Genomic DNA, 12,965 nt, shown 5'->3' with positions numbered 1-12,965 from the left:
TAAAAACTTCTTTTAGTAGGATATCCCGCTTCCACTAATTCTTTAATTAATCACGGGAAATGGCTGTAATGGGAAATTGGGAAACGGTAATCGGGAAGGCAAACTTTCTCTAGTAGGAGGTCCCGATTCCAGTAATTCTTTAATTAAAGCAGGTGGCGTCCCTTCTCGGTAAGCCCCGCAATAATACATCGTCAAAACAGCTTTGTAAGCCCAGTGATTTGATGGTACATCGGTAAAAGGATTGGGCAGGGTTTCAGCCTGATTCTGCACGCAAGCATTGAGAATTTGTTCTCGCGTTGGCTGCACTTGAACTAAAGAATTATTTGGCTTTATTTGTGCAGGATTTTGTGCTTGTACGGGAAATGAACAACTGGCACTAATTAGCAGTATCATTGTGGAAACGATTCTGAGTTTAAGCATCTAATTTCCTCTTGTGCGACAATATATCCTAACTTCCACTGCATTCCCTGAAAACTATGCTGGGTCGTACCCTCCGCAATCATTATCAAATTATCAAATTCTTGGGGAAAGGCGGTTTTGGCCACACCTACCTTGCCAAAGATTTAGACTTACCCGGACATCCCCAGTGCGTCGTTAAACATCTTAAACCGCAAAACGCTGACCCTGGCCTTTTGCTAATGGCCAAACGCTTATTCGATAAAGAAGCCCAAACCCTGCATAAATTGGGTAAGCTACACGACCAAATCCCCAGCCTTTTCGCCCACTTTGAGGAAAAGGGCAAATTTTATTTGGTGCAAGATTTTATCGAAGGACATGACCTTACCAAAGAACTGATTCTCGGTAAAAAATCAAGCGAATCCCATACTATTAAATTATTGCACGATATCTTAGAAGTTTTAGCCATTGTTCATCAGCAAAATGTGATTCATCGTGACTTGAAACCTGCTAATTTAATGCGCCGCTATGATGGTAAAATTATCTTGATTGATTTCGGGGCGGTCAAGGAAATTAGCACAATGGTTGTTAATGCTCAAGGACAAACTCGCTTCACCGTTGGCATTGGTACTTCGGGTTATATGCCCAGCGAACAAGCGAACGGCAAACCTAAACTGTGTAGCGATATTTATGCAGTGGGGATGATTGGGATTCAAGCATTGACTGGTCAACCTCCTGATACCTTACCACAAGATCCGCAGACGGGAGAAGTTATTTGGCGAAATCAAGCGCAAGTTAGCAATTATTTAGCAAATGTGTTAGATAAAATGGTGCGCGATCATTTCAGTCAGCGCTATCAAAATGCAGAGCAAGCATTGCAAGCAATTTTATCTTTGTCGCCGCCTCCGACACCAACACCAACACCACCGACACCAACACCACCGACACCAACACCACCGACACCAACACCACTGACACCAACACCAACACCAACACCAACACCAACACCACTGACACCAACACCAACACCAACACCAACACCAACACCACCGCCAACACCACCGCCACCAACACCGCCACCAACACCGCCACCAACACCGCCACCAACACCAACTGTGTATCAAAGTTTGGGGAACAAATCGCCTCAACCTGTAAAAGTATTGTCAAATCCCCTAAAAACAGTTCAATTTGAAACGGTGACAGTGAATTCAAAGGGGAAAATCACCAAGCGCAGCCAAAGTCAAGCACAGGTTTTTACAGAAACTATCGCCAATGGCGTTACTTTAGAAATGGTTTCTATCCCCAAAGGCAGCTTCAAAATGGGTGCACCTGCAACGCAACGAGGAACCGATGACGAGGAAAGACCTCAACATCAGGTGACAATCAAACCGTTTCTGCTGGGGAAATACCCGATTACTCAAGCACAGTGGGAAGTAGTAGCTAATCTGCCTAAAATTCAGTATGACCTTAATCCTGACCCTTCTAGCTTCAAGGGTAAAAACCTTCCTGTAGAAAAGGTTTCTTGGTATCATGCTGTTGAATTTTGTGCCAGATTGTCTCGGAAGACGGGTAGAAGCTATCGCCTTCCTAGTGAGGCGGAATGGGAATATGCTTGTCGGGCTGGGACAACTACTCCATTTCATTTTGGGGACACAGTTACCCCGGATTTAGCCAATTATCGTGGCAATTTTCCCTACGGTTCTGCACCGAAGGGAATCTATCGTGAAAAAACAACTGTTGTGGGTAGTTTTCCACCTAATAGCTTTGGACTTTACGATATGCACGGGAATGTTTGGGAATGGTGTCAAGATATTTCCCACGATGATTATAACGGTGCGCCGACTGACGGAAGTGCTTGGGAAAGTGGTGGAGACAGTAAATACCGAGTGATGCGTGGGTGTTCGTGGTACGACGATGCGGTCTATTGCCGTGCTGCCTTCCGCTACTACGTCTCTGCGGGCCTCTTGGGCTGGTGCGGGGGTTTTCGTGTAGCGGTTGCTTCGGTTTCTTCGTCGTCCTAGTTTTCCCCGCGAGGACTCTTCTTGGCTATTTTGCCCTTTTGCTCTTTACTCTTTTGTCTTTTTCACTTTTTTGGTCGCCTCTGGTGACTCGATTTTTTTTTGCACTCGTGGATGCACTCCCGACAAAGACACCGGGTTTTTTACTTAATCTGTGGAGTACAGCGAAGGATATCCTCAAAAAACCCGGTTTCTGGCCACCTGTGCGTAAGTTCTGTTTGGGAAAATCACTGTCATTGTGTCAATGCTTTCTGTATAGACAAGTCTGCTGAAATAGTCTGGTTTATTTACGGAGGAGTTGATGCTGATTTAGGATGGGTTCCAGCGTAGTCAACTATTTTTTTTTTCAGATTCACCGCCGAACAGATTATAATTAGAAATATTGATTTTTATCACGAATAGTCGCATAGGAGATTTATAAAATGAATAACCTATTAGAAGAAACTTTTGCCACCGTCTCTCAACTACCCGAAGCAGAACAAAATGCCATAGCATCCTTAATTTTAGACAAGATATCAGCACCAAGAGTCGCGCCTTTCCTCATTTCCCAATCAGACATCGAAACCCTAGAAAAATCATACATTTTCCGAGACAAGACAGAAGTCATTGAATTTATTAACAAATATCCGTTTTTACTTCCCGTTGTGCTAGAAGCACCCGTTCAAATTAGCAATTATTTTGCCGAACAAAAACTATTACTTCAAGTCATCAATGACCCCGAAATTCCTAACTATGTTCATCTGGTTCTCTCAATCATCTTGACAGACCTCGATCCCGATGAAGCAATGGATAGAGAAGACGAATTGCGTAAAAATTGGTCTAGGGGATTATCCCATGAAATTCGGGAGCATTTTTATACGATTTTGGAATATACTGATGAGTTTTGATTGGTCGCAATACCTAAATTTAGCAAAAGAACTTGCTGGTCAAGCAACTATTCCTGCTGAACAGGAGGCGCGATTGAGGGATGCTATCAGTCGTTCCTATTATGCTGCTTTTATCTTAGCGCGGAACTATTTGCGAGATAAACAAGGTCATTCCCTGCCAAAAACTAGCGATATTCACCGCTATGTTTGGCAAGAATTTGATATTAATCCTGACTCAAGATATCAATTAATCGCCGATAATTTAGCAGTGTTGCGCCGATATCGAAATCAAGCAGACTATGACGATAATTTTCCCTTATTATCTGCGATTGCTACTATTGCGATCAAGCGTTCTCAAGAAATAATTTATAACCTAAATAATCTCTAAATATCAATTTAATCTGATAATGCCTTTGCTAAAACAGCAGTAGTTGTAGGGTGTGTCGCCTGCGATAAATTCCTAACTAAATACCAACAATCTCATAGCGACGCACCTGATGGATATATTACAAACCCTTGGAATGTTCAGACATTTTTCGCATTCCCACAGCCAATACGCTCAAAAACAACAGCCCGATCGCCCCAGCTAGCGGATTGCCGTTAACTCCTGTCACCCACTCGGGAACAGATGCCGAATATCGCACTAACTGCCCGATGTTGATCGTGTAATATCCCCAGACTAAACCTGCATGAAGCCCGATCGACAAACCGAGGCGATTTTGGCGCGATCTTTTTCCCCAAACCAGACTCAAACCCAGCAACAACAACCCCGGAAACTGCGGCCAACTCCCCAGCATAGCCGCGACAGGTTTGATAAAATGAGAGAGGGCAAACACCAAGCTATTCGCCCACAGAGATATTTTATAATTGTAATCCCGCTGCAACTCGTCCAGCAACCAACCACGGAATACCAACTCCTCCGCAAAACCGACTCCAAGAGCACTTAACAGCCCTTCTGCGATGATTCTAGGCAAATTATCAGAATTTTGCCACGCGACTAAGCCGAACAGCCCTTGCACCGCAAATAAGCTGAAAGTGAGACAAAGCCCGATCGCCAATCCAATTAAAAGCTCAAGACCGTTTTTTCGCGTATTGATTAACCCGTAGCTTTTGAGTAATTGGGTTTGTCCGTAAACCTGTTTTCCCCAGCGCGGCACTAGGAACAGAAATTCAGTAAACAACAATCCCATTGTCAGAATAGTTGCTAGATTACTATCTTTAACTAAGAGATAAATTGGTGCTGCTAGCGGCAGCCAAATTGCTAGCAAGATTAATAGGAAAATTATCACACGTAAAGGAAATGGATAACTGGCTATTATGTGGAGGCGGTTAATCATTGTTGTAAATTAAACAGGTTTTACATGATATCTGTAAGGACACAGCAATGCTGTGTCCTTACCAGGATTAGGACACAGCATTGCTGTGTCCCTACCCGGATTCTAAACACACCATTGCCGTACCCCTAATGTACAAAGCAGACGGAAAAAGCTAGAATGGCATCATATCGGTTAAAAATTTAAGTGAAGCAAAGCTATAACATCAGGTAACAATGACTGAAGCCTCCGATTTTTCAAATGTCGATCGCGAATTAGATGACACAATTTTAAGCTTCGCAGACATTCAGGCAGAACTCAACCTGCGCCACGCTAAAGATGCTCTGCGAGATATAGTAGAAAATCTCGACTTGACAGTTCAAGAGCGAACTGGACTGGAACCGGAAATTGGCGGGTTGGAGAAAATGCTCGACAAGCTAGAGCGCGCTTGCGTGCAAATAGCTGTGTTTGGGATGGTGGGAAGGGGAAAATCTTCGGTTTTGAACGCGCTGCTAGGTCAAAATGTGTTTGAAACTGGCCCGACTCACGGGGTGACTCGCACCACGACTATCGGGCAGTGGGATGTCGGAGAGGGAATTGATGAGAATTTGCCCGATAGACTTTCGCCAGTTGTTTACCGTTTGTCGCAAGTAGAATTAATCGACACCCCGGGAATAGATGAAGTTGACGGCGAAACTCGCGAACTTTTAGCCCGCCGCGTTGCTCAACAAGCAGATTTGATTTTGTTTGTAGTTGCTGGCGACATTACAAAGGTGGAATACGCAGCACTTTCGCAGTTGCGGGAAGCCGGAAAACCGATGTTATTAGTGTTTAATAAAATTGACCAGTATCCTGATGCAGACAGGCTGGCAATTTATCATAAAATTCGAGATGATCGCGTAAGAGAATTGTTGTCTCCCGATGAAATTGTGATGGCGGCGGCTTCGCCTTTGACGGCGAGGGCGGTGCGCCGTCCCGACGGAAGTATGGGCGTGCAAATGACTCGCAGTTTGCCACAAGTGCAAGATTTAAAATTAAAGATTTTGGAGATTTTAGACCGGGAAGGCAAATCTTTGGTCGCGCTGAATACGATGCTCTGTGCGGGGGATATTAACGAGCATTTGGTGCAGCGAAAAATGGAAATTCGAGATGACGCGGCTAATCGCATTATCTGGAACGGGGTAATGACTAAAGCTGTGGCGATCGCACTTAATCCAATTACTGTAGTTGATATTCTTAGCGGTGCGGTAATTGATGTGGTGATGATCTTAACTTTATCTAAAGTTTACGGCATTGCGATGACGGAAGCGGGCGCGGTGGAATTGCTGCAAAAGATTGCGATTAGTATGGGCGGGATTACTGCCGGCGAATTGTTGGCTAATTTTGGTTTGAGCTCGTTGAAAGGATTGTTGGGTTTGGCGACGCCGGCGACGGGGGGTTTGGCTTTAGGGCCTTATTTGTCTGTAGCGGTGACGCAAGCTGCAATTGCGGGGGTTTCTTCCTACGGTATTGGTCAAGTTACTAAGGCTTATTTGGCTAATGGCGCTTCTTGGGGAGATGATGGGCCAAAGGCTGTTGTGAGCAAGATTTTGTCTTCTTTGGATGAGGATTCTATTTTAAATCGGATTAAGGAGGAGTTGCGGGCTAAGTTGGATTTGGGAAGTGTGGAAAAACAGAAATCTTAGCGATCGGCTTTTTTACGTTTACCCAGCAATTATGGCGCAGCCCTGCCGCAATCTGGCAGGGGTTTCAACCCCTGCTTCAAAGCTAAATTTGTGTGAAGACAATTTAACAAATTATTAGGATAACAACCAATTACCAATTACCAATTATTACTGTATCTTACTAACTCATGACTTAGCCAATTGGCACAGGTTGGGCGATTGTGGCAAATAAGATGCGCCGTGCAAACTCTACTCTAATTCCGCGAAGGCGGACTTTGCTTGTGTAGCCGCCAATTCGATTCGGCGGGTTAACATCGAATTGTTAATCCGAATTCGATTTGGCGGCTTAACATCAGGTTTTCTACCCTAATTCGATCCTATTTATAACCTCTATTTTTCTCTGACCAAATGCGGGTTGGTAGTCCCCAAACATAGACAAATCCTTCGGCAGCTTTGTGATCGAATTCGTCTTCTGCGCCGTAGGTTGCTAAGTCGAAACTGTACAGAGAATTGTCAGATTTGCGGCCGACGATAGTCGCATTGCCTTTGAAGAGTTTGAGCCGCACGGTTCCAGTTACTCGCTTTTGCGTGTCCTGAATAAATGCGTCTAAAGCGGTTTTCAAAGGATTGTACCAAAGACCGTTGTAAATCATTTGGCTGTAGGTTTCTTCGATGCCTCGCTTGTATCGCGTTACATCTGCTGTCAGCGTCAAACTTTCTAAGTCCCGGTGCGCGTGCATCAAAACTAAAATCGCTGGTGTTTCGTAAATTTCCCGCGATTTAATCCCAACTAGGCGGTTTTCAATCATGTCGATGCGCCCGACTCCGTGATTTCCAACTGTTTCGTTGAGTTGGGAAATTAAGGCGACTGGTGATAACTCTTTGCCGTTCAAACTGACAGGATTTCCGAACTCGAAACCGATTTCAATATATTCGGGTGTGTCGGGAGTTTGCTCGATCGCCTTTGTCATCAAAAACACTTCTTCCGGCGGTTCCGCCCAAGGATCTTCGAGGATTCCGGCTTCAATTGCCATTCCCAATAAGTTGCGATCGATACTGTAAGGCGAAGACTTCTTGACAGGCGACGGAATGCCGCATCTCTCGCCGTATGCGATCGTTTCCTCGCGGCTCATTTTCCACTCCCGCGCTGGTGCTAAGATTTTAATCTTGGGGTTGAGCGCGCCGATCGACACATCGAACCGCACCTGATCGTTTCCTTTGCCGGTGCAACCGTGGGCGATCGCATCTGCACCGTATTTTTCCGCCGCTTCTACTAACAATTTAGCAATCAGCGGGCGAGCGAGGGCAGTCGAAAGGGGATAACGGTTTTCGTAAAGTGCGTTAGCTTGAATCGCTGGAAACGCATAGTCTTTGACAAATTCTTCGGTAGCATCAATAACTAAAGATTCCGAAGCACCGGATGCTAAAGCTTTTTTGCGGATCGGTTCTAATTCGTCTCCCTGTCCCAAATCCGCAGCCAGAGTAATTACCTCTTCCACACCCCACTCGTTTTTGAGGTAAGGAATGCAGACGGAGGTATCGACTCCGCCCGAATATGCTAGCACAACTTTTTTAGCGCGACTCATTGCTATTTACATCCTGAATTTAACTGACATCTTGCACCCTTGTCACTAAGCTTTTCAGGGCGGGCTCTTCGGCCCACCCCACAAAAAAATATCATTTTTGTGGAACGGGCATCTTGCCTGTTCTTGAGAATGGTGCCTAATGTGAGGTTTAACCGACTTTTCATTATGCACCTAATTGAGATCGATTCTTGTCAGAAATAGTACAGATTTATATATTCTTTTTTTGCTAAACTTGGCTATTTCGCGGGGGAGTTGCTGCGAAAAATCTGCTACCGTGGGATACGGTAACTGTGGAGATGGGGAAAAACCGTGTTTTTTAGTGTTGTGATTCCGACGTACAATCGTAAACCGATTTTGGCAAAATGTCTACTGGCTTTGGAAAATCAGCAGTTCGGTGAGATTGCCAGAGAGTATGAAGTAATTGTGGTGGACGACGGATCGACCGATGGGACGCTGGAGTGGTTGGCGACAAATGCCGACTTGTTGCCTCATGTGCGATCGATCTGTCAATCTCACCAGGGCCCGGCGGCGGCCCGGAATTTGGGCGTTGAAGATGCTAAGGGCGATACGATTATTTTTATTGACAGCGATTTGGTGGTAACAGAGCATTTTTTGCAAGCGCACGCCGATGCTTTGCTACAGGGTTACAAAGATACGGATGCGGTTTTTACTTACGGCAGTGTGATTAATACTTGCAATTTCGATAATCCTACTTCGGAACCCTACAAAATAACGGATTTTTCGGCGGCTTATTTTGCTACGGGAAATGTGGCGATCGCCCGCCACTGGCTGCTGGCTGCTGGACTGTTTGACAATCGCTTTCAACTGTACGGATGGGAAGATTTAGAATTGGGTGTCAGGTTAAAAAAATTAGGTTTGAAACTGATTAAATGTCCGGCTGCTGTCGGCTATCACTGGCATCCACCTTTTAGTTTAGAGCAAATTCCCGGCATGATTGACCGAGAAATTCAGCGCGGGAGAATGGGAGTTTTGTTTTATCAAAAACACCCAAATTGGGAAGTGCGGATGATGATTCAAATGACTTTTTTGCACCAAATTCTGTGGGGAGTTTTATCATTAGGTGGGATGCTAAACGAGCGAACGATGACTCCTTTTTTGCAGTGGTTGATTGACCAAGGTAAGCCGCAGTTAGCTTTAGAAATCGCTCGGATTTTTCTGAATTGGTATAACGTGAAAGCCGTGTACGCTGCTTCTGGGGAATTGCAGACCGAAACAAAAATACCCTAAGTCAACCCCATCCCGCAAATAAAATATAAGATATTGTATGAGTTTTTCAGGGCCCATTGGTGTCAACTTAAGCTCATAATTAGTAACGGGGTACTGTCGGACAATTATGCCTACACTGCCCTATGGCTGCTTAACAAGGAAGGGGGATTTAGGAAATTCAAGACTTGGGTAAAAACCAGAAATAAAAGAAATTTAGTCTTAAGTTGACACCCATTTCCCGGCCTGTTTTAATTAACTTTTAGAGTGTGTATATCTGCTGATAAAACACAATACAGAGCCACCCGGTCAAGGGAGGCAAAACCGGGTTATAAAATTTGTAAAAGTAAAAGTTTTACCTTTAATCAAAATTGCTTGCTTAGCCTTTGATTTGAGGCATCTAGGCTGTTTTCTCACTCGGCTTCGATAATTGGAGCCACTAACATTTTCAAAGGAGCATTATTTTTGATATAATGACAGATAATTTAGGAGTGTGCTATATAGTCAATAGTTGTGCTGGTTGATCTGAGAGTGTTAGCTAAAAGCGGTTAAGGACTTTAAAAATATTCCCACATATACAACTTGAATAGTTTGAGGGTTTGCTGTGAATACAACTGACGATAAAAATCCAAGACTAGAAACACTTAGACTTCAAAACACTGTCTTACAAGAAAATATTTTAATGGTGGACGACCATCCAGAAAGCTTGCGGCTTTTATCCCAGCTTTTGTCTAAGCGGGGATATAAAGTGCGGCCGACACGAGATGGCAAATTGGCTCTTAACTTTGCTATGTCGAACCCACCAGACTTGATTTTGCTGGACATCATGATGCCCGGTATGGATGGTTATCAAGTCTGCGAACAGCTAAAAGCTTGTCCGCAAACCAAACATATTCCTGTAATTTTTATTAGCTCTTTAAATGAAGTTTTTGATAAAGTCAAAGCTTTTTCGGTGGGGGGGGCAGACTACATTAGTAAACCATTTCAAACAGAAGAAGTGGTGAGTCGCGTCGAAAATCAACTGCTTCTGAGCCGTCTTTATAAACAAATCTTAGCACAAAATGCGCGGCTGCAAGCAGAAATAGAAGAACGCAAACGGATCGAAGCAGAACTCCGAGACAGCCAACGCTGGCTGTCGGCAGTAATTCAAACACATCCTAACCTTTTGTACGTTTCCGATTTGATAGAACAGCGAACTCTGTATATCAACCGCGAAATCTATAGCGATATTGGCTACACCCTTGAAGAAATCCAGAAGATGGCAGGAGGATTTATTCCTAACTTAATACACCCTGACGATTTGCCAGGATTCTCAGAACATCTGAGCAAAATTGACGCAGCAAAGGACGGTGAAAGCTTTGAGTTAGAGTACCGAATTCAGCACAAAAATGGTGAATATCTCTGGTTTGTTAGCGTGGATACAGTGTTTGCCAGAACAGCAGACGACAAACCTTGGAAAATTTTGGGGACGGCTACTGAAATAAGCGATCGCAAACAAGCAGAACTCGAACTTAAAACAGCTTTAGCTGCTTTGGAACGGCAAATTAAGCAAAGATTTCTGCTAGAAACAATTACTCTCGAAATTCGCTACAGCTTAAAGCCGGATCAAGTTTTTCAAACAGCGGCCGCCCAAATAGGTCGAATTTTTAATGCCGATTGCTGCTTGATTCACACCTATACCGAACACCCAATTCCCCGCCTACCTAATGTGGCTGAGTACAGAAAAACCGCATCCCAATCGCTTTTAGAACTACAAATTCCTGTACATGGCAATCCTCACGTTCAATTTATATTGTCCCAAGATCAAGCTGTAGTTTCTGACGATGTTTTTGCCGAACCGCTGCTAGAAAATGTCAGAGATTTGTGTTCTCAAATAGGTTTGAATTCGATGATATCCATCCGCACTTCCTACCAGGGAAAAGCCAACGGAATGATATGCTTGCACCAGTACGATCGCCCTCGCCACTGGACACAGGATGAGATCAGATTATTGAGCGCTGTGGCGGCACAAATGGGAATTGCGATCGCTCAAGCAAATCTTCTGGAACAAGATAAACAACAGCGGCTTAAACTTCAACAAAGCGAAGCTAGTCTAGCAGCAGCCCAGAAAATTGCCCATATCGGCAGTTGGGAATTTGATGTAGTCACAAATAAAATTATTTGGTCAGAAGAAGTATTCCGCATTTTTGGTCTTGACTCAACCGCAACTGAACCGACATCTGCCAAACTTTTAAAAATGTGTCATCCCGACGACAGAGAATTCTTTCAACAAACAGTCAGCCTAACTATCTCACAAGGCATTTCCTACAAAAGAGAGTTTCGATTTTTGCATCCTAGCGGTCAAATTATATACGTGGAAGGAAGGGGGGAAGCTGTTTTTAGCGAAACCGGAGAAGTAATAAAACTGTTGGGAACAGTGATGGATATTAGCGATCGCAAACAAGCCGAAGCAGCTTTACAAATTAGCGAAGAACGTTTTTATCTGGCATTTGAAGGCAGTGCGATGGGATTGTGGGATTGGAATCTGGTTACGGGAGAAGTCTATTTTAATCCGCGGTGGAAAATGATGCTGGGATATGAAGTAGAGGAAATAGCAAATAGTTTTGCATCCTGGGAAAAACTGGTACATCCAGAGGATTTGTCTCCGGCTCAAGCAGCGCTAAATGCTCACCTGCAAGGCAAAAGTCCTACTTACGAAGTGGAATTTAGGATGCTGACAAAATCCGGCGAGTGGAAGTGGATTTTAGCTCAAGCGAAGGTGATGGAACACGACGCTTCGGCAAATCCTTTGCGGATGACGGGTACGCATATTGATATTAGCGATCGCAAACAAGCCGAAGTAGATTTACAATTTAGCGAACAGCGAGAACGAGAAAAAGCGAAACAGTTAGAAAAAACTTTAGCAGACTTACAAAAAGCTCAATCTCAGCTTATTCAAGCCGAGAAAATGTCAAGTATCGGGCAAATGGTAGCGGGAGTAGCTCACGAAATTAATAACCCTATCAGCTTCATCTATGGCAATATTATTCCCGCCGCACAGTACGCTCGCGATTTGGTAAAATTGATCGAGCTCTACCAGCAATACTATCCTAAACCAGTTCATGAAATAGCCAATGAATTGGCAGAAGTCGAGGTAGATTTTATTGCTGGGGATTTTCCAAAAATCATGGCTTCAATGCAAGAAGGTGCTAACCGAATTAAGCAGATAGTCCTGTCTTTGAGAAACTTTTCGAGACTAGACGAAACAGAGCGCAAAGTAATAGATATTCATGAAGGGATAGAGAGCACTTTGGTGATTTTGCAGCACCGATTCCAGTCACAGCCAAAACGTCGAGAGATTCAAGTTATTAAAAATTACGGGAACCTGCCCAAAGTCGAGTGTTATCCGGCTCAATTAAACCAGGTATTTATGAATTTGCTGGTAAATGCGATCGACTCTATGGAAGAGTCATCAGCCCACTGTACTTGCAAAGTTAACCAGCTTCGCATTGTTACTGAAGTCAGCAGCGAAAATCAAGTGTGTGTGCGGATTTCTGACAGCGGACTCGGTATCCGTCCCGAAGTTCAGTCCAGGATGTTTGACCCATTTTTTACTACCAAACCTGTCGGCAGCGGCACTGGTTTGGGGTTGTCAATTAGTTACCAAATTGTGAAAGACACCCACGGCGGTAAGTTGGAGTGTCATTCAGAAGTTGGCCGGGGAACAGAATTTGCGATCAAACTGCCGATTTCGCAAAAAAAGTTAAAAGTTAAAAGTTAGGATAAGCTGTTAAATCATCTGCGGTAAATTAACCCTAATTATTGTAGGGGGTGGTTCACTAACAATACTCCGGACAGTTTTTAAGCAGCCAGAGTACCATAAGACAAGACTGAAGGAAGGTTAGGGTGATTTAAAATC

At 44.1% G+C, this 12,965-nt stretch carries 9 protein-coding genes; 6 read left to right on the top strand and 3 right to left on the bottom strand.

The features are described from left to right. Positions 1 to 42: 42 nt before the first annotated feature. The gene (locus QUA36_RS23075) at positions 43 to 420 is read right to left on the bottom strand and encodes an S-layer protein (RefSeq protein ID WP_333459238.1); all 378 of its coding nucleotides are present in this window, start codon (positions 418 to 420) and stop codon (positions 43 to 45) included. Positions 421 to 476: 56 nt separating this feature from the next. Between QUA36_RS23075 and QUA36_RS23070 the strand changes: the two genes are divergently transcribed. The 3 genes from QUA36_RS23070 to QUA36_RS23060 all read left to right on the top strand — a co-directional run bounded on the left by QUA36_RS23070 (position 477) and on the right by QUA36_RS23060 (position 3,668). Continuing rightward, positions 477 to 2,417: a bifunctional serine/threonine-protein kinase/formylglycine-generating enzyme family protein gene (locus tag QUA36_RS23070; RefSeq protein ID WP_333459237.1), complete on the top strand. Its 1,941-nt coding sequence runs from the start codon at positions 477 to 479 to the stop codon at positions 2,415 to 2,417. Positions 2,418 to 2,836: 419 nt separating this feature from the next. Continuing rightward, positions 2,837 to 3,301 (top strand): hypothetical protein, encoded by a 465-nt coding sequence (locus QUA36_RS23065; RefSeq protein WP_333459236.1) that lies wholly within the window; start codon positions 2,837 to 2,839, stop codon positions 3,299 to 3,301. Continuing rightward, positions 3,291 to 3,668, top strand: coding sequence for a HEPN domain-containing protein (locus tag QUA36_RS23060; protein WP_190659296.1), 378 nt, complete (start codon positions 3,291 to 3,293; stop codon positions 3,666 to 3,668). The genes QUA36_RS23065 and QUA36_RS23060 overlap by 11 nt, the downstream gene beginning before the upstream one ends. A 118-nt stretch (positions 3,669 to 3,786) precedes the next feature. Here the strand turns inward: QUA36_RS23060 and QUA36_RS23055 are convergent, their stop codons facing one another. After that, on the bottom strand, positions 3,787 to 4,617 hold the full coding sequence (locus tag QUA36_RS23055; RefSeq protein WP_333459235.1) for a type II CAAX endopeptidase family protein: 831 nt from the start codon (positions 4,615 to 4,617) through the stop codon (positions 3,787 to 3,789). Between the two features lie 212 nt (positions 4,618 to 4,829). On the opposite strand from QUA36_RS23055, the gene QUA36_RS23050 reads away from it, so the two are divergent. Further along, positions 4,830 to 6,278, top strand: coding sequence for a GTP-binding protein (locus QUA36_RS23050; RefSeq protein ID WP_333459234.1), 1,449 nt, complete (start codon positions 4,830 to 4,832; stop codon positions 6,276 to 6,278). A 356-nt stretch (positions 6,279 to 6,634) separates the two neighbouring features. Here the strand turns inward: QUA36_RS23050 and QUA36_RS23045 are convergent, their stop codons facing one another. Beyond that, the gene (locus QUA36_RS23045; RefSeq protein ID WP_333459233.1) at positions 6,635 to 7,843 is read right to left on the bottom strand and encodes an argininosuccinate synthase; all 1,209 of its coding nucleotides are present in this window, start codon (positions 7,841 to 7,843) and stop codon (positions 6,635 to 6,637) included. Positions 7,844 to 8,152: 309 nt separating this feature from the next. On the opposite strand from QUA36_RS23045, the gene QUA36_RS23040 reads away from it, so the two are divergent. Then, positions 8,153 to 9,091: a glycosyltransferase gene (locus QUA36_RS23040; protein WP_333459232.1), complete on the top strand. Its 939-nt coding sequence runs from the start codon at positions 8,153 to 8,155 to the stop codon at positions 9,089 to 9,091. A 580-nt stretch (positions 9,092 to 9,671) separates the two neighbouring features. After that, entirely contained in the window at positions 9,672 to 12,827 is a 3,156-nt protein-coding gene (locus tag QUA36_RS23035; RefSeq protein ID WP_333459231.1) for a PAS domain-containing protein, read from the top strand. Positions 12,828 to 12,965 lie beyond the last annotated feature (138 nt).

The organism is Microcoleus sp. Pol10D4, assembly GCF_036701555.1.
Taxonomy (GTDB): Bacteria; Cyanobacteriota; Cyanobacteriia; order Cyanobacteriales; family Microcoleaceae; genus Microcoleus.
This window is presented reverse-complemented; position numbering and strand designations above follow the sequence as displayed.